The sequence below is a fragment of the Fictibacillus barbaricus genome (assembly GCF_031457135.1).
GTDB classification, from domain to species: Bacteria; Bacillota; Bacilli; order Bacillales; family Fictibacillaceae; genus Fictibacillus; species Fictibacillus barbaricus_A.
Genome location: NZ_JAVDWA010000001.1, coordinates 103528 through 120857, shown reverse-complemented (window position 1 = coordinate 120857; position 17330 = coordinate 103528). Strand labels below are relative to the sequence as shown.

Sequence of the window (17330 nt, the reverse complement as noted above, 5' to 3'; positions counted from 1 at the left end):
TTGCGGATAGGGTTGGGTAAAACAAAGATAAATCAATATAAAGGCAGGGATAAACCTATGAACATTTATATCACATACGGCACTTCAGATTATTTATCACCTTATCATGAAAAATATGAACCATCTCTCCTGCTTGAAGGTAATTCGAATTCATCTTTAGTATACGAAACAGAGGGAGATAACCCTTTTTCAGAAAAACACGAATACGAAATTATCAATCAGCGCGGCACACTTTCTGGGGCCGGTTACGTTGTTATGAATCATATTCCTGTAACCGACGAAGGAAGAAGTTTATTTGAAGAACGCTTTCAAAATCGAGCAGGACTCGTCGAACAAGAACCAGGATTCGTAGGTATACGTGTATTACGTCCATTGCATCAAGACCCTTATATCGTGATGACGCTGTGGGAATCCCAAGGCGACTTCGCAAATTGGCAGCAATCAAAAGCATATGAGGAAGCGCACAAGACCCGCGGTACGTCAAAAGGGCTTCCGGAAAATCTTTTCTCAGGAAAATCATTTGTTAAAGAATATATGGTAGTAAAATGAGTATGCCATCCTTCTTAAACAAAGCAGCCATCATTTTAAATCCAAACGCTGGCCAGGGGCGACTTCAAAAGCAGTGGGATCAAGTCCTAGAAGGGCTTAACAACGGATTTACAGATGTTAAAGTTTATGAAACCAATGAACCTGGTGACGGAGCTGTTTTTGTAAAAAAACTGCAGCATGAGGCAGATGTTATCATCGCAGCCGGCGGTGACGGCACTGTGCATGAAGTCGCTGAAGCCATAGCAGCCATGGAAGGTCAAATACCGGCGTTCGGAATTCTGCCTGGCGGGACATGCAACGACTTTTCACGTGCCCTCGGTATGAATCAGGATCCTGTACTCGCCGCTCAGCAGCTGAGCCAAAAGCAAATGAGACAGATTGATATTGGTGAATTCGGTGGCGAATATTTTACAAACTTCTGGGGGATCGGTCTCATCACTCACGTTTCAGAATCCATTGACCCTACTACAAAAGATAAATTCGGAAGGCTCTCGTACTATCTATCAGCCGCAAAATCACTTCAGACTTGGGAGCCATTCGATTTGAAGGTGCAATCGGAGGAATTCTCATTCGAGGGTGAAGCGGCGATGTTTTTAGCAGTTAACGGACCTTTTACAGGAGGTATTAAACCTTTTTTCCCAAACACAGACCTGCAGGATGGAAAACTGGATTGCCTGGTAATTGAAAAACCTTCCGTTTCATTTGTATGGGATGTGCTTCAAAACCGATTAACCGATACTTCCGTGGAAGGTGAGGGCTATCATTACTTTCAAAGCTCGGAAATCGAAATACAAACCACTCCCCCTCAGCTAATTGATTGCGATGGAGAGCGGAAAGACCGGACACCTTCTATTATAAAATGCATGAAACAAAAACTTCATACGCTCACTGGGGATGTTTCCTTTTAAAAAAGGGGAGCGTCCTCTTTTTATAAGCCAATATCGATTCACGTGCTCCAATACAGAGCAAGAGCCAAACGGTACCAGCTGAAAATCCGGCTAAAACATCTGAAGGATAATGGACACCTAAATAAATCCGGCTAAATCCGATCAGGAGAATGAGAAGAATAAATGCAGCACTAAGGAATATCTTGCTGCCTCTGCCCCTTTGGCTTCGAACAACAAGATAGCCTAAAAATCCATAATAAATTAAACTTCCCATTGAATGACCACTTGGATAACTGAAACTTTTCTCCACAATGAGGCCGTCTTCTGGACGCACTCTACCAAACCAATGCTTCAATCCATTATTTATTAAGCCTCCTCCGGCTACAGCAATAACATAAATAAATGCTCCCCAATGATCTTTCCTTTTAATAAAGAGCCATAATAGACTAGTGATCAAAAGAAGTGTAAGGAAAGTTATAGAACCCAAAAAGGTAATCATTTTCATTACCTTCGTTAAGGTATCGGTTCTTAAATTCGTAACATAATGAATAATGACTTGATCAAATTTGATTCTTTCTTCCTCTAATACTTCTTCTGACAACTCAAAAAAAACTTTCAAGGAGACAAAAGAAAGCAATAATCCACTAAGTATGTAAATAACGGGGAGGATCGGAAAAGGTATTTTTTTAGCAAGTTCGCGCAGCATGGAATCTCCTCAACTTTGTGAAATGGTATTGAATATAAGTTTCACGTTTTCTTAAATGATTAAACGGATTATACATAAATTGATAAAAAAAGAAAAGGCTGCTGAAACATGCAGCAGCCTTTCGTTAATTTATTTTACAAGTCTCACTAGCATATGTGCCAGCTTGTGGCGCTCTTCTTGCTCTCCTACTTTCCATAACTCTTTTAATAGGTTTTCTTCAGCGTTCCGAGGATCTTCGTGGGCAGCTAGATAATCAGCTACTTTTTCAGCTGTTTTTGCAAGCGTTTCTTCACTCATACCCATTTTTTCTCCAATTTGAACCTTGCTGTGAAGGTAGCTTTTAAACTCTTCGAAGCTAGCTAAGATTTCATCCTTTTTGCCTTCATCCATTCTGCTTACTGTGTCTTCCACCTTATTCATATCTACATCTCTTTCTTTGTCCACCATGTGTTTACTTTCCATTTTTGTATTCCTCCTCGTTTTTTGTGTATACCTTTTGTTTAACGAATGTGTTATACATGTTATCTTTTTACCGTTATTGGCAATCTCTAAACACATTTTTACAGTTTTAAATTACCCTCTTTTAAACGGATTGATACGGTTTATGTTTTTTATAAAAAGGGAAGGATACAACAGAGAACAAGATCAGGAGGTAATACAATGGACAAAGATTTACAAGCACTAATTGACGGACTAAACGAGGATCTTGCGAATGAATATTCGGCAGTCATCATGTACAACCATAATGCAGCAACAGTTTCCGGATTGTATCGTCAAATTTTAAAACCTTTCTTTCAAAGTGAAATTACGGATGAACAAGGACATGCCCTTTATTTAGCTGAAAAAATCAAAACACTCGGCGGAACTCCAACAACTCAGCCTAAACCTGTAAAACAAGTTGAAAGCGTAAGAGAAATGCTGGAAGAAGCACGCAATGCTGAAGAAGCTACAATTCAGCGTTACGAAGAACGTAAAGAGCAAGCTTCCAAGCTAAAATTAACTGAATTAGTTGTACAGCTTGAAGATATGATTGCTGATGAAACAAAACATAAAGAAGAAATGGATCGCTTGCTTAGTGATAACCGCTTCTAAATAAATTGAGAAAGCCCCGTCATCGACGGGGCTTTCTTTGATAACTATTCATGGTTTTGTTCCATAAGAACCCGCCATCTAAAGCAATTTTGCGCCACTTCTCCCAAGTCTTCTAAGAAATGGTAATTCGCATATACCCCAATTAGCGCTCCAAGCCCTGGCACCATCTGCAGCATCTTAATTAAATCGATATGATCTCTGTAATCTTGCTGGAGTTCCTGCCAATTGATTTGATTAATCGCCCCCGGATGTGCTGGAAATTCATCTATTGTTTCTTTCCAAAATACAACCTTTTCAAAAGCTTCTTTTCTTTTATGTGGGTCTGAGAAAGCAAGACGAAACACATGCAAAATAAAAATCCGCTCTCTGTAGTCTTTTACATCCAGCCCGTATATACTGGCTGCTTCAAATAGAAACTTCATTTTTATTCCTAAAAGCAGCGGAAAATCTGCCAGACCTAAAAGAAATCCGCCTGCTCCAGTTCCTGCACCCTCAAAAGCTGCTGTTTTTTTATAAAAGGCAAGACGTTCCTTTAATTTTTCATCTTGTTCCTGGAGACTTCCTTGAAACTGTGATGTTTTACGTGTCGTATACTCAGAGCCCAGCAATGTAGCTTTAATCATTTGTTTAATACTAGCCGTCACTACATCATGTACTTTTTGCGGTATCTTTTCATTTATCTTCGTCTGAACGGTTTTAGTCGCTTTATTCCATAGCGTCGGACGTTTTGTCATTTCTATTTCCCATTTTTTTAATTCATCAAATACGTGCTGATCATATGTGCTCATCTTACTCCTCCTCCCCTTTCACTACGACATGCAAAGCTCTAAAGTTTCACCACTCAAAAATTCCTTGAACAGGTATACCTAATGGAAAGCAAAATAAATTTTCAGGATCATATTTTGTTTTTACCCTGATTAATCTGCTCAAATTGCTTCCATAGCATTGTTCTAGCCAATTTGGAATACAGTTATCATGAAAATTTACATAAGCACCATCTGCAAAGGGAAGAAGGGCATCTCTCATATTTTCTACCCACTTTGTATTGGTTTTCGCTTCGCGGTCTTGACCCTCTTCCCACTTCGTTATATAAAGCAAACTAAACAACGCCTTTCTATGAACAAATGCCGTCTCATTCGGCTGAATTTCACGGACTCTTCCTGCCAGTGCTTGAAGCTGGACTTTGTTTTCAGAACTCGGAGCATTCGCCAAATAATGTTTCAAAATTTTTATCCCTTCAGATGGTAAAAGATTTTTCGCAAAAGCTCCTGTGTTTTTGAAAGGATGTGCATCAGGATCGCCATGACTTACAGCGTATTCCTCCATACCCGGCATTCTTCCCCCAAAAATCTCAACAGCATGGATGTAAGAAACCTTTTTCACTTCTACTATTTTAGGTGGATAGGCTTCAATTAACGGAGTAAGGAGTCTCCTTAATTCAGATGGAGAACCAATAAATTCTCCAAGCGCCCGCAATTCTCCTTTTTCTTTCGTTAGCAGATCTATGATTGCTGTTAATCTTATGTCCGTAAATGGCGCCCATTTTTGCCAGGCTTTAACGACGGGTTCGAACCCTTTCCAATCCCAGGTGATATTGAAAACAGCAACATTTTTAATCGGTACTAAATTAAATACAAAAGAAGTAACAACACCAAAGTTGCCCCCGCCTCCACCCTGTGATGCCCAAAATAAATCTGAGTTCTTTTTCTTATTTGCGACGTCTATATTGCCTTTTGCATCTACCATTTCCAGCTCCAGCAGCTGATCGCTCAACAATCCAAATGGTCTAGTCAGCATACCCCAGCCCCCTCCAAGGGTCAGCCCTGAAAGTCCGACTGATGGACAAGTACCGCCTGGAATTGTATAGCCTTTTTCATATAATTCTTGATAAAGAGGAAAAAGCAAAGATCCCGCGCCAAGCCGTGCCGTATTTTTCTTATGGTCTACTTTCACATAATTGATTTCACTGATATCAATTACTAACCCGTTGTCTAATGAAGAATAAGCTTCATAGCTATGCCTGCCAGTGCGGATTCTAAATTTAATCTTCCGTTTTCTTGCCCAGCAAATTGCATTTGAAACATCTTTTGCATTTTGACAAAAATTAATGATGCACGGAAAAAGATTATAACGTGTATTGAACTCTTCCCTTGCCAGTTCATATTCAGGGTTGCCCGGTGTAACGATTCTTCCGGTTAATCTGCATTCAGCCATGTATGATGGACTCCTCTCTTATACCACTTAACGTAATAGAGTATGAGGAACGCCCTCGGCAGGTTCAGCAGCGAGAATAGGTTGCTCGGAAGCCTCGAGCTACGACAAGGTTGCTTTTGAAAGTATTGATTTCCGTTACAGGTTGCTCGCTTTCCGAGGGGCAGGCGGTGAGCCACATTCGTACGTTTCACGTATAAGTGTCTCACCTGCCCGCCTGTCCCGCAGGAGTCTCGCACCTTGCACTCCAATCAACTTGCCACTGATGAGAATGAACAATACGAGCCAAAAGCAACAATCTTTAAGAAAAGAGCTTTTCAAGTTAATTAAGTCTTATTAAAATAATTTAGTCTTTCTGCAAATTCCGATATCATCGCCACATAAAGAAAACTTGGCTGATGCCAAGCCCGCTGCCTTGAACATCTGCCTTTTAACAAGTTATAGCATCTGTTCGTGCAAAAAAAACTCCTTGATCAAAAGATCAAGAAGTTTTTAATAAATCCGTTTTTTATTGTTTAAAAGAGTCGCCGATATCAATCAACAGTGCTTTTTCGCCAATGCTGGCAAACGAACCAAACTAAATAGAACTGCAGCAGCGGGCATCAGCACCGCAATGAGCCAATCACTTGTCAGTATTCCGTAAAAAATGCCATAGACTGCTCCTTGTACAATTAAAATTTGTCTCAGCCAATTCGTAAAAGCATTCATTTTCACACTCGGTTTTATCGGATAAATGGTAAAACTCACATTCCACTTATACTGAGTAAAGAGTGTAAAGAGCTGAAGTGCAAGCAATTGAAAAAATAATAGAACAACAGCTAATTGCCACCAGCCTTTAGGTATGAGATACAGAAACAAAAATCCAATCAAGGTCAGTCTCACAAACAGCCCTAAATAATCGCCAAGTCTAATAAAGGTTTTCATGTATAAGGCAGACATCGCATTCCCTTTTTTGAACGAAAAAGTCCCGATGCTGTTCAGCCAAGGTCTCTTATTAACCATTTGTTTAAGAGCAGGAACATCTGTAAAAAGGTTTACAAGACGGTAGCTCTTCATTTTTAACGTCTGTTCCTCAGCAAGCAGCAGCTCCCACTGATAACCATGCATTTTCTTAAAGATACCAAACACAAAATTCTTCAGAACGTACATAATGGCAAACATGGCAATTAAGAATAGATACGCTTCTTCAAACAACAGGAATACATACACAAAATTAACGATAAACCGTATGATTCGGTAGTTTAATTGGTGACTTTTATATGGCAGTCTTCTTTCTTCCCAAGAAACGTATAAATTAAATACCTTCGAAACGATTAAAAAGAAGCCGAAAACCACATACATCATCCAGCCATCCGTAATAAAAACCTGAACGATCGGCCACATTAGCGTGAACAAGAAGAGGGTTGAGAAACTGCCGCTTGCCATAGCTGATGATAAACTTTTGGAAAAATAGTATTTCATGCCCGACTCAACAGGCAGCAAAAAAACCAAGTCCCCTTCTTTTAATAACGTCCGGATTGGACTTCTTGTCAGCCAAAAAGAGAACACAATCGTTAAAATCAATACCGCCGGAAAGTGTTCCGGAAGTACCTTTAACAGTTTTGCATAATAGACGCTTCCAATAATAATTAGCAAAAAGGATGAAACGATGAGTCCGCTGTTTGCCATCAAGCTGAAGTACTTTAATTTTTCGGTCATGTGAGCACTCTGGCGTTTACTCCATAGTTTCTTTACATCAATCATGTTACATTTCCTCGTGCAACATAAAGATAGATTTCATCAAGCGTGGCATCTGCTAGACCGCTCTTTGTTCTAAGCTCCTGCAATGTCCCCCCGAGAACCAATCTGCCTTCATGCATGATTAAGAACCGATCACAATATCTTTCTGCCGTAGAAAGAATATGAGTGGACATCAGCACACCTGCACCGCTGTTTTTAAATGTGACCATATATTCTAAAAAAGATTGAATGCCAAGGGGATCGAGTCCAACAAATGGCTCATCTACAATGTACAGCTTAGGTTCAACAAGCAGTGCGCATAAAATCATGACCTTTTGTTTCATACCTTTTGAGAATTGACTAGGGAACCACTTGATTTTATTATCCATCCGAAACTCTTCTAAAAGCGGTCTTACTCTCGTTAAAAATGTTTGTTCTTCCATTCCATAAGCCATGGCTGTCAGCTCCAGATGCTCCCACAATGTGAGTTCATCATAGAGGATAGGCATTTCTGGTATGTATGTAAATTGAGACCGATATTCCTCTGGTTCTTCTCTAAATGTTTGTCCATTTATTTTTGAACTGCCTGACATCGGTTCCATCAGTCCAAGAACGTGTTTAATCGTCGTACTCTTACCTGCCCCGTTCAAACCGATCAAACCTACAATCTCGCTTTCATTCACAGTAAAATTGAGTTCATGAATAACAGGCTGATTAGGCATATAACCGCCTGTAAGTTCAGTAACTTCAAGGATAGGCTTCATTTTGTTCCCTTCCTTTTCTCATAATATCTCCATTAACCTATTATTTGCCAAATTTCTAATTTTAGCCTTAAGAAGCCGGCAATGGTGTTGGAGTTGGCTTTGCATAGCCTTCTTTATATTTCTCATCAATCGTTTTCCGAATTTCTAGTGTGCTTTTGCCTTCCTCCGCTTGCTGCATGCTATAAGCTGCAATTTCAAGGCAAGTTCCGCATTTCGTTCCATGGTCATCCCAGACAATCTTGCCGTCCTCTTTGTTATCTGCAATAAAGCAGTCGTAATTATTTTTATGCCCTGCTGATTCGCCGCAACCGCAATAGCATGGCATAGACTCGAGAACATTTTTATAATGAGGAACTGCAGCATAAACCGATGCAATTTCTTTTGGCTGCTTTTCCAAAAAGGCAGGTAAATGATCCATAGAGGACGTTAATTCTTGAATATCTCCATTCGCTGTATGCTGTGTATGTTTATTATGGCTGCTTTTTTCTTGTGATTGCTGAGTGTGTTCTTCATGTTTTTGGTGTTCATTATCATTCTGGTTACCACATCCAGAGATAAGGAAACCAGCCGTAAGGGTCATCGTTAAAATTATTTTTTTCTTTTTCACGAAGATACCTCCTTCTGATGTTCTTTTCTAATCATAGCTCAAACTTTCATCGTTTTTCCAATTTTAAATGTATAACTTCTAACACATTATGGACAAAATATAGACGAAGAAGGTATCCCCCCTTCTTCAAGGAGAAAGATACAACGGTATAGATTTTGTTATGTCACTTTTAAGGAGATGGTTCTCTTGGACTATTCAGTGCTTGAGCAATTTCAAATTCTTAATAATGAGGTGCATGGCTAAAAAATCTCATTGTTTTGTTTTCATGTTCTCCTTTCTTCTCTAACCTCTATAAGAAGGAGAGTTCTATTAGATAATAGGACTCTTCTTCTTTATTTTTAACTGTTTTAGCATCCCATGTTGTTTTTTGAAGTGGTTGTTTTCCGTTCCAGGTGCTCGCTTTCCGCGGGGCAGGCGGTGAGCCACATTCGTACGTTTCACTTTTAAGTGTCTCACCTGCCCACCAGTCCCGCAGGAGTCTCGCACCCTCCCCTTCAATCAACTCTTCGATGAGGATTACTAACTCACAAATTCAAAAACAAAAAGCATTTAGAAACAATATTTGTTCAGATGTCATTGTGTGATATGATAAGAAAAAAAATTGAGGTGAGCCACTTGTCCCACGATTCAAATTGCATTTTCTGTAAAATTGTTGCAGGTGATATTCCTGCCTACAAAGTGTATGAAGACGAGAATGTTCTAGCTTTTCTCGACATCAGTCAAGTGACAAAAGGACATACTCTTATCGTTCCAAAAGATCACGCTAAAGATATTTATGAACTGCCCGAAGAAACAGCAGCTAAACTTTTCTCGGTTGTTCCAAAAATCGCATCAGGTATTAAACAAACGTTTAACCCAATCGGTTTAAATTTGCTGAACAACAACGGCGAAGCAGCCGGTCAATCAGTCTTTCACTACCACATGCACTTCATTCCGCGCTATGGAACTGGGGATGGTTTTGGAGCTGTTTGGAAAACACAAGATTTGCCTGCAGAACAAATGAAAGAAATCGCTCAAAACATCAAAGAAAAAATCGCTGAATAAGCGTACATAGTGAAACTGCCTCAATAATCAGGCAGTTTTTTTCATAGGTTGTTTTCTAATAAATAATTGTTTGGTAAGAAGGCTACTTACTCGAAGAAAGCTGATTGGATCGAAAGGTGCGAGACTCCTGCGGGAGAAGCGGGACAGGTGAGACCCCACAGGCGCAAGGCGCCGAGGAGGCTCACCGCACGCCCCGCGGAAAGCGAGCACCTGGAGAGGAAATCAACATTCCTTTTTTGGGGGAGTAAAGTTACGATAACAGCCTTTTAATATCAATTACTTTTCTAGGAGGAGAAGAATGGAACGCATCTTTTTTCAACCAGGACCAACCACATTGCCAAAAGAGGTACTTAGCCGTGCAAAGGCAGAATGGGATGACTTTGAAGAAACAGGTTTGAACATCATGGAACACAGCCATAGAGGAAAGTCTTATGAAACGGTTCATGACCAAGCAAAAGAACGTTTAAAACGGTTAATGGATATACCAGAAACCCACGATGTCCTATTCCTTCAAGGCGGTGCAAGTCTTCAATTTGCTATGGTACCGATGAATCTGCTCGAATCAGGTAAAAAGGCAAAATATGCACTAACCGGATCTTGGTCAGAAAAAGCTTACAAAGAAGCCTCTAAAATCGGGCAATGTGAAATCGCAATCTCAGGAAAAGACACACAATACCGCACGATGCCTAGTATGGATTATCAAGCAAGTGATGAAGATGCTTACTTGCATATCACATCTAACAATACGATTTATGGAACACAATGGCCTGATCTGAATATTTTCTCCCACCCTAATCTAGTTGCAGATATGTCGAGTGACATTTTAAGCAGAGCTATAAATGTATCGGATTATGCCCTTATCTATGCCGGTGCCCAAAAAAATCTAGGCCCTTCTGGTGTAACGGCAGTAATTATCCGCAAAGATCTTTTACATGAAAATGAAAAACTCCCGAATATATTGTCCTATCACATCCATGCCAAAAACAATTCTCTTTATAACACACCGCCCGTTTATTCGATTTATCTGCTAAATTTAGTTCTTCAATGGGTTGAAGAACAAGGCGGAGTTGCTGAAATGGAAGAACGCAGCACGAAAAAAGCAAAAACAATCTATGATGTCATCGATGCGAGCTCAGGCTTTTATAAAGGCTACGCTTCACTAGAATCCCGCTCTCTTATGAACATTACATTCACATTAGAAAACAGTGAATTAGAACAACAGTTTATAAATGAATGTGAAATCAGCGGTATTTTCGGATTAAAAGGACACCGTTCTGTCGGTGGGTTTAGAGCATCCATTTACAACAGTGTTCCTCTAGAATCTTGTGAAAAACTCGCTAAATTCATGGTCCAGTTTCAGGAAAAATACGGGAAATAAGTAATTTGTCTTTTCATAACAGCTAATTTTTGTTAAGATAAAGGGGCTTTCGCAATAGGCCAACAGGGCACTATTGGAAAGAAAATTAGGCTTTAGAACAGCTGAGGAGAGATGAGAAATGAATACAAAAACATTAGCTTTAACATCAGTGCTTATCGCATTAGGATATGTTCTTCATACGGTGGTTCCGCCGTTATTTTTCGGGATGAAACCTGACTTGCTGCTCGTAATGATGTTTTTAGCAATTATCATAACACCAACAAAGAAAAACGTTCTAGTTGCTAGTATGGCAGCAGGAGTGATCTCCGCATTAACAACAGGAATGCCAGGCGGACAGATCGCAAACATAGTTGAAAAACCGATTACAGCCTTTATTTTTCTAGGGATGTTCCTGCTCGTAAAAAAAGTAAAAGTCAATGCTTTGAGCACAGTATTATTAACGGTTGTTGGAACAATCATCAGTGGAACAGTATTCCTGATCGTAGCCATGCTCGTTGCTGGCCTGCCAGGATCACTTTTAAGTTTCATCGGAATGATCGTACTTCCTACAAGTGCTGTCAGCGGATTGATCATGTTCTTTATTTATCCGGTAGCAACCCGGTTCTCAAAGCGTACAAGTGCAGCAGCATAATAAAAGACAAAAGCCAGTTCCATTTAAGGAGCTGGCTTTATATATGAATCTTCTTCTGTTTTCTCCCACGTTTGGAATGCTGCAATCTCACTCGATAGGGTCTTGAAAAGAAATGCAAGAACCGTAGCATCATCTAATAAACCCACACCGATTAGAAAATCGGGAACAGCATCAATCGGACTTACAAAATACAAAAGACTTGCCACAATAAGCACCATCGACTTTTTTGAGATATTTCGATAGTCTCCTCTCTTATAAGATTTCACCAATCTTACAAGAGCTTTAACTTGTTCACCTAATTCCCTTAAACCTTGTTTATCTGTTTGAGACGTTTTATTTTCTGCATTCGTCACAAGTTCGCCAGTCTTTGAAGAACTTTCTAATACATCATTGGCTTTTTCTTTCATCTTATTAAAGTAATTGCCGATCGTATTCTTTTTCATAATTAGAATTTCCTCCAGTCGGGTTTTAATTATGTATACCCTCTTTTTATATTCTTCGTCAAATCATAAAACTCTTTTTTCCTTCTTTTTATTTAACCACAAATACAGTCATAACTATTTAAATTACAACAAATTTAGACATGTGTGGAAGGATATGAATTTAGCTTTCTTCGTATTTTCCATCTTCTTAAGCGCATGTAATATCAAGAAATTTATCGAAATATAACAAATGGACGTGTTTTTTGCTTTTGTCCGAACATGCCGAAATCTATCGGGAAATATTTTTATATTCGTCATTTTTCTTCATAGGATTATAAGGGATATTCACGAATTTATTAGATATTAAAAGAATGAGGAGGAATTTTAAGATGTCAAAATCAAAATCTATTGCTGTAGGTTTCGCCCTCGGATCTGTTGTGACTGCTGCGGCCACTCTGCTTTCAACACCAAAGGCTGGAAAAGAAGTTCGAAAAGATCTAAAAGTAAACATGGATAAGGTGAAGTCTACCTTTACTACAATTAAGCGTGACGGCATTCAGCTTAAAGAAAAGATGAAAATTGCTAAAAAACAAAAAAGAGAAGCATTACAGGAAACTGCAGCTTCTACGCTTGATACGATAGAAGAAGATGGATCATTAGAAACGAAATAACCATCAAAAAATTCTCCTTTTAGGAGAATTTTTTTCTTTAACTATAAAATTATGCAGGCCCTGACTTTCATACTACGGGAATTTATTTGGGTATATCTATTTTCCTAAAAAATAAGCAAAAATTGAAAAATTTTACTTTCTTATTATAGGGAATACTGGCATAATGAGGAATAGGATGTGTTTTATAAGATGGAGGGGCAATATAAAGATGAACAAAGATCAGTTATATAGTTTTAAAGAAGCTATGATCTATAGCCACAAACTTGCACAAATCAGTAAAGCATTATGGAAAAGCGTTGAAAAAGACTGGCAAAACTGGGTCAAAGATTATGGTTTGAACATCAATGAACATCACATTCTTTGGATCGCTCATCATTTGGAAGGTGCTTCTATTTCCGATATAGCGAAATTCGGTGTGATGCATGTTTCTACTGCGTTTAACTTTTCAAAGAAACTTGAGGAGCAAGGTTACCTTACTTTTTCGAAAAAAGAAAACGATAAGAGAAATACATATATATGTTTAACACAAAAAGGTGAAGAGTTATTGCTTCAAACATTAAGCACTTACGATCCGGCAAAGTTCGGAGTATTCAGTGCTTCTATGCCAATTAAAGATCTTTTCGGTAATTTCCCTGAGTTTCCAGAATTGATGTCGATCATCCGTAATCTATACGGCGATGATTTTATGTCTATTTTCAGCAAACTTGAAGATAAAATCGAAACAACCATGAATGAACAGCAAAAGTCTGCCCCTATAATGGCAGTAGAAGAAATCGCATCTTCTCATTCGTAACGCATAGATAACTCGTACAATTTATTCATTAATGTATTGTATTTATCTTGCTGCAATAAAGCTGAAATTGTCTCCCTGGGATTAAGTTTTGGTGTTAACATGCCGGCAAAATGGATTAAGAGCGGTGTGTAATGAACAAAACCCTCTTCTGACTGCATAAAAAAAATCTTCTCCAGCTCATCGCAAAGAAGGATGATATCATCTACTTCTTTTTCGATGAGCTTTTTCTCCATTACAAGCCTAAAAAATGGATACAGAGAAAGATCGACACTCTCAATGGTTAATTTATTATAAAATTCAAGCCGTTCCAGCCGTTCTTCAACCGTCTCCATACTTACCCTGCTTTCTAGTCATTCAATGTCTATATTATAATTCAATTCCACATATTTGGATATGGCTATTTGATGAATACCTGGTGTCACTCCTCAATGAAGACCCTGTTTATTGAATTGTCGAATTCATTTGTTGAATCCCCACTTTCGTTTGTTGGATTAAGTTGTTTGTTTGTTGGATCACTGCCTTCATTTGTTGAATTACACTTTGCCATTGTTTGATTATGCCCCCCTGCATCAACATAGCTCACTATTTCCTATTTCAAACAAAAAAATGGGACAAGCTGTGTAGTTTCTACACAGCTTGTCCCAGCTTTGTTATTTATCAGTCGTATATACGCCAAATTGAATGGAGTTCTTCTTCAGATCGAATTCTTCGGTTTTTACTGCATATCCTTTTTTCGCTTTCATATCCGTTACCCTCATAAGTATACTTTCATCTGCAGGATACACGTCGACCCATTCTGGAAAATCAATCGTTTTTTGCAGCAATGCAAAGACTTCATCACCCGGAAGCGGGAATCGTCCTACCTGCAAATCTTTTTCCTTCAGAAGCAAATCACCATTATCCATTACTTCTGGTTCAAAATTAATTTGATAAGGGAGTTCTTGTTTGAAAACAACGAAAGATCCTTTCAACACAATATCATCCCGAAAGTTGACATAAGCATTTACGTTCGGTGCTTTTTTCCTCAGCTCTTTATTAATCAGATCCTCTACTTGTTCCTTTTCGGTATGTACACTTAATAGTTTCTTATTCTTTAAGTCGTCAGCATTCAATTGATCCCGATCAAGACGTCCTCCTGCTGGATCTGCAAAAAGTAAATAAAGTATTGTTGCAGGTATCGCAAGTGTTATGAGTAACAGTATAAAAAAGGCTGCTTTCCATTTCCTCATATTCTCTCCCCTTTGAAAAGTTATTTTTCTATTCATATTCCACATATTTTGGTAAAGTTAAACAAGTAGTTACTGTTGGAGGTTATAATATGGCTGGCCCTATATTTGTATTTTTAGCACCTGTCTTTTTATTCGTATTTAACACCTTAACACACAAACTTTTGACTGACAAAAATCTGTCCAAAACCCAGCAAGATTCGGTTTACCGCACCATTAATGTATGTATTACCATTCTTCTCATTTCTTCCTATCTTTCAAACGTTCTTTAATTAAAAATTTACATAGTAAAAGGGGGAATTCGACTTCATTCCCCCTTGTGTTTCCTTAACCAACATACGCTGCACCTATCATAATGAGAAATAAAAAGAACACTACGATTAGCGCGAAACCGCCGACTTAAGCCTTGGCTATCATTCTCTTCCCAGCTTTAAGAGCAGGATGCTGCAAGACTTGCTAACTTATATTAGCAGCACCAAGCAGCTCCTACGATAATCAAAAGAATAAACAACACTACAATCAACGCGAAACCTCTACCATGTCCGCCCACTTAAGCCACCTCCTTATCTTTCTGTACACTATCCTATGCACCTCGAGTTAGACACGCATAGGCCGTTGCCCTGTTTCTGCTGATTTTTTCATACTTTCATCATTTAGCAATACAGAATAGCGCCTATAATGATGAGAAGGATAAATAAAACTACAATTAATGCAAAGCCTCCCCCATAACCGTAACCCATCATCATACCCTCCTTTTTTCTTTCTCCATATCATATAGTGATGCGCCCTGTTTTGATTAGACGAATGCCCGGTTTTTTAAAAATTTTATTTAATCTTTTTTTAAAAAGTCTGTTTTCGCATACTTTGTTGCTCTTGAAAGTGGTTGATTTGCGTGTCCAAAAGCAAAAAACTTTTAGTAAAGAGCTTCTAAAATAAGCATATTTACACGATTACTCATATGTTAATGTGTAAATTTTCTCATATTTCGTGACATGAATAGGAATACATACAAAGTTTATGCTATAGTAAAAGATGTTAAATTATTACTTCACAGTAGGAGTGTTTGCCAAATGAAAAAATGGATGTTAGCAGCAGGGTTAACAGCAGGATTAATCTCTTTATCTGCTTGTAATAATTCAGGAGCTGATTCAGAAAAAATCGTTGAATCAAAAGCTGGGGATATTACTAAGGAAGAGTTCTACAATAAAATGAAAGAACAATACGGAGATCAGGTGCTTAACTCAATGATCGACGAGAAAGTACTTGAAGATAAATACAAAGTTACGGACAAAGAAATCGATAAAGAAATCGACAAAATCAAGAAAGAGCTTGGCGGAGAAGATGCGTTCAAACAAGCACTTCAGCAAAATGGATTAACGGATGAAAAGCAGTTGAAAGAACGCGTTAAATCTATGATTCTTAATGAAAAAGCGTCAACTGCCGGTGTTAAAGTTTCTGATAGTGAAATGAAGAAAGCATTCAATGAGAAGTACAAAACAGAAGTAAGAGCTAGCCACATCCTTGTTGATGATGAGAAAACTGCTAAAGAAGTTCAAAAGAAATTGAACGAAGGCGGAGATTTCGCTAAGCTTGCAAAAGAATACTCTAAAGATCCTGGCTCTAAATCTAAAGGCGGAGATCTTGGTTACTTCGGCAAAGGTGCAATGGTACCTGAATTCGAGAAAGTAGCATTTACTCTTGATAAAGGCGAAGTAAGTGATTTAGTTAAATCTGATTACGGTGTTCACATCATTAAAGTAACGGACAAGCGTGAAAACAAGTTTGAAGATAAAAAAGCTCAAATCGAAAAAGAATTAAAACAACAAAAAGCGAAACCGATCACTGAAATTCTTGAAAAACTTCGTAAAAATGCAGATGTTAAGATCAAAGATAAAGATCTAAAGAAAAAGATTGAAGAAAAAGCAAAACAACCACAACAACAGCCACAAATGCCTCAACAATAATGATTGATAGGAAACCAGCCCACTTCATAGGGCTGGTTTTTTAAAACTGTTCTTGTACATTTCCCTCCATGTCTTGTTTCGATGAATCCGGAAAAATATATGCTAATCGCGGAAAAATGTGTGGTAATCCTGGAAAACCTGTTGATAATCCTGGAAAAATCCCTATAAATCCTGGAAAAGTGTTTAATCAGTCAAAACCTGTCTATCTTCACCTATGTTCGTTCTATATGGAGGCGCTTTTTATATCAAAAAAGACCTGCTAAACTTTAAGCAGGTCTCTCTTTATTTCTATTTTATTCACCAGAAGCTCTTGGTCCGGCATCACGATCTTCATCTATTGCAAGTTCCAGCTGCTGTTCTACTTCCTTTGCTCTTTCAATTCGCTTCATGTATACTTTACCTTCTTCTTCAATCAATCTTAATTCTCTTTCTCGATCTTCTTGAAAGGAAATAACAGATCGATAACCGCTATAAATAATGCCGCAAAGTACAAAATACATCCACCACGGAGTCGTTACAAATACCGCCCCTACCCCTGTTGCATATTCTTTTAAAACAAATGCAGCAATGAGTATGGCACCAAAAAACAAAGCAGCGTATCCTTTCATCGAAAACTCCCCCTTAAAGTTAGACAAGCTTTTAACACATTCTATGAGGGAGCTGCTA

The 17330-nt window shown here is 38.5% G+C and carries 23 protein-coding genes and 1 pseudogene; 10 read left to right on the top strand and 14 right to left on the bottom strand.

Going from position 1 to position 17330, the window contains the following annotated elements:
• Positions 1-57: 57 nt before the first annotated feature.
• Together J2X07_RS00670 and J2X07_RS00665 are read left to right on the top strand one after the other, a co-directional pair.
• On the top strand, positions 58-549 hold the full coding sequence (locus J2X07_RS00670) for an antibiotic biosynthesis monooxygenase family protein (protein WP_310255567.1): 492 nt from the start codon (positions 58-60) through the stop codon (positions 547-549).
• On the top strand, positions 546-1457 hold the full coding sequence (locus J2X07_RS00665) for a diacylglycerol/lipid kinase family protein (RefSeq protein WP_310255566.1): 912 nt from the start codon (positions 546-548) through the stop codon (positions 1455-1457). The genes J2X07_RS00670 and J2X07_RS00665 overlap by 4 nt, the downstream gene beginning before the upstream one ends.
• Here the strand turns inward: J2X07_RS00665 and J2X07_RS00660 are convergent.
• A complete protein-coding gene (locus tag J2X07_RS00660; RefSeq protein ID WP_310255565.1) occupies positions 1435-2142 on the bottom strand; it encodes a phosphatase PAP2 family protein in 708 nt (235 codons plus the stop codon). The genes J2X07_RS00665 and J2X07_RS00660 overlap by 23 nt on opposite strands.
• Before the next feature lie 129 nt (positions 2143-2271).
• A complete protein-coding gene (locus J2X07_RS00655; RefSeq protein ID WP_396193569.1) occupies positions 2272-2589 on the bottom strand; it encodes a DUF3243 domain-containing protein in 318 nt (105 codons plus the stop codon).
• A gap of 213 nt (positions 2590-2802) precedes the next feature.
• On the opposite strand from J2X07_RS00655, the gene J2X07_RS00650 reads away from it, so the two are divergent.
• On the top strand, positions 2803-3234 hold the full coding sequence (locus tag J2X07_RS00650) for a ferritin-like domain-containing protein (protein WP_310255563.1): 432 nt from the start codon (positions 2803-2805) through the stop codon (positions 3232-3234).
• Positions 3235-3278: 44 nt separating this feature from the next.
• On the opposite strand, the gene J2X07_RS00645 is transcribed toward J2X07_RS00650, so the two are convergent.
• From J2X07_RS00645 to J2X07_RS00625, 5 genes are all read right to left on the bottom strand, one after another.
• Complete coding sequence (locus J2X07_RS00645; RefSeq protein WP_310255561.1) at positions 3279-4022, bottom strand: EcsC family protein; 744 nt, start codon at positions 4020-4022, stop codon at positions 3279-3281.
• A gap of 46 nt (positions 4023-4068) precedes the next feature.
• A complete protein-coding gene (locus J2X07_RS00640; RefSeq protein ID WP_310255560.1) occupies positions 4069-5448 on the bottom strand; it encodes an FAD-binding oxidoreductase in 1380 nt (459 codons plus the stop codon).
• Between the two features lie 534 nt (positions 5449-5982).
• The gene (locus tag J2X07_RS00635; RefSeq protein WP_310255559.1) at positions 5983-7188 is read right to left on the bottom strand and encodes an ABC transporter permease; all 1206 of its coding nucleotides are present in this window, start codon (positions 7186-7188) and stop codon (positions 5983-5985) included.
• The gene (locus J2X07_RS00630; RefSeq protein WP_310255558.1) at positions 7185-7928 is read right to left on the bottom strand and encodes an ABC transporter ATP-binding protein; all 744 of its coding nucleotides are present in this window, start codon (positions 7926-7928) and stop codon (positions 7185-7187) included. Before J2X07_RS00630 ends, J2X07_RS00635 begins: the two co-directional genes overlap by 4 nt.
• 67 nt (positions 7929-7995) lie before the next feature.
• On the bottom strand, positions 7996-8535 hold the full coding sequence (locus J2X07_RS00625) for a PCYCGC motif-containing (lipo)protein (RefSeq protein WP_310255557.1): 540 nt from the start codon (positions 8533-8535) through the stop codon (positions 7996-7998).
• A 615-nt stretch (positions 8536-9150) separates the two neighbouring features.
• Between J2X07_RS00625 and J2X07_RS00620 the strand changes: the two genes are divergently transcribed.
• The 3 genes from J2X07_RS00620 to J2X07_RS00610 all read left to right on the top strand — a co-directional run bounded on the left by J2X07_RS00620 (position 9151) and on the right by J2X07_RS00610 (position 11588).
• Positions 9151-9579 (top strand): HIT family protein, encoded by a 429-nt coding sequence (locus J2X07_RS00620; RefSeq protein ID WP_396193549.1) that lies wholly within the window; start codon positions 9151-9153, stop codon positions 9577-9579.
• A 298-nt stretch (positions 9580-9877) separates the two neighbouring features.
• The gene (gene serC, locus J2X07_RS00615) at positions 9878-10957 is read left to right on the top strand and encodes a phosphoserine transaminase (protein WP_310255553.1); all 1080 of its coding nucleotides are present in this window, start codon (positions 9878-9880) and stop codon (positions 10955-10957) included.
• A gap of 118 nt (positions 10958-11075) precedes the next feature.
• Complete coding sequence (locus J2X07_RS00610; RefSeq protein WP_310255551.1) at positions 11076-11588, top strand: tryptophan transporter; 513 nt, start codon at positions 11076-11078, stop codon at positions 11586-11588.
• Positions 11589-11611: 23 nt separating this feature from the next.
• On the opposite strand, the gene J2X07_RS00605 is transcribed toward J2X07_RS00610, so the two are convergent.
• Positions 11612-12031 carry a YkvA family protein gene (locus J2X07_RS00605; RefSeq protein WP_310255549.1) on the bottom strand — a complete coding sequence of 140 codons (420 nt, stop codon included), beginning with the start codon at positions 12029-12031 and terminating at the stop codon, positions 11612-11614.
• Between the two features lie 368 nt (positions 12032-12399).
• Here J2X07_RS00605 and J2X07_RS00600 point away from each other — a divergent pair, with 368 nt between their 5' ends.
• Positions 12400-12681, top strand: coding sequence for a YtxH domain-containing protein (locus J2X07_RS00600; protein ID WP_310255547.1), 282 nt, complete (start codon positions 12400-12402; stop codon positions 12679-12681).
• 208 nt (positions 12682-12889) lie between these two features.
• A complete protein-coding gene (locus J2X07_RS00595; protein ID WP_310255546.1) occupies positions 12890-13474 on the top strand; it encodes an HTH-type transcriptional regulator Hpr in 585 nt (194 codons plus the stop codon).
• Here the strand turns inward: J2X07_RS00595 and J2X07_RS00590 are convergent.
• Together J2X07_RS00590 and J2X07_RS00585 are read right to left on the bottom strand one after the other, a co-directional pair.
• Complete coding sequence (locus tag J2X07_RS00590; protein ID WP_310255544.1) at positions 13465-13806, bottom strand: DUF1878 family protein; 342 nt, start codon at positions 13804-13806, stop codon at positions 13465-13467. The two genes, J2X07_RS00595 and J2X07_RS00590, sit on opposite strands and share 10 nt — an antisense overlap.
• A gap of 318 nt (positions 13807-14124) precedes the next feature.
• Positions 14125-14703, bottom strand: a complete 579-nt coding sequence (locus tag J2X07_RS00585; RefSeq protein ID WP_310255543.1) for a YpmS family protein — start codon at positions 14701-14703, stop codon at positions 14125-14127.
• Between the two features lie 89 nt (positions 14704-14792).
• On the opposite strand from J2X07_RS00585, the gene J2X07_RS00580 reads away from it, so the two are divergent.
• On the top strand, positions 14793-14972 hold the full coding sequence (locus tag J2X07_RS00580) for a hypothetical protein (protein WP_310255541.1): 180 nt from the start codon (positions 14793-14795) through the stop codon (positions 14970-14972).
• A gap of 55 nt (positions 14973-15027) precedes the next feature.
• On the opposite strand, the pseudogene J2X07_RS00575 reads toward J2X07_RS00580, so the two are convergent.
• The 3 genes and pseudogenes from J2X07_RS00575 to J2X07_RS00565 form a co-directional block, all read right to left on the bottom strand.
• A pseudogene (locus tag J2X07_RS00575) lies at positions 15028-15093 on the bottom strand (YjcZ family sporulation protein); the annotation flags it as partial.
• A 73-nt stretch (positions 15094-15166) separates the two neighbouring features.
• Positions 15167-15250, bottom strand: a complete 84-nt coding sequence (locus J2X07_RS00570) for a YjcZ family sporulation protein (RefSeq protein ID WP_310257340.1) — start codon at positions 15248-15250, stop codon at positions 15167-15169.
• A gap of 103 nt (positions 15251-15353) precedes the next feature.
• On the bottom strand, positions 15354-15446 hold the full coding sequence (locus J2X07_RS00565; protein ID WP_310255539.1) for a YjcZ family sporulation protein: 93 nt from the start codon (positions 15444-15446) through the stop codon (positions 15354-15356).
• A 324-nt stretch (positions 15447-15770) separates the two neighbouring features.
• Here J2X07_RS00565 and J2X07_RS00560 point away from each other — a divergent pair, with 324 nt between their 5' ends.
• Positions 15771-16664 (top strand): peptidylprolyl isomerase, encoded by an 894-nt coding sequence (locus J2X07_RS00560; protein WP_310255537.1) that lies wholly within the window; start codon positions 15771-15773, stop codon positions 16662-16664.
• Positions 16665-16957: 293 nt separating this feature from the next.
• On the opposite strand, the gene J2X07_RS00555 is transcribed toward J2X07_RS00560, so the two are convergent.
• A complete protein-coding gene (locus J2X07_RS00555; RefSeq protein WP_310255535.1) occupies positions 16958-17272 on the bottom strand; it encodes a sporulation YhaL family protein in 315 nt (104 codons plus the stop codon).
• Between the last annotated feature and the right edge of the window lie 58 nt (positions 17273-17330).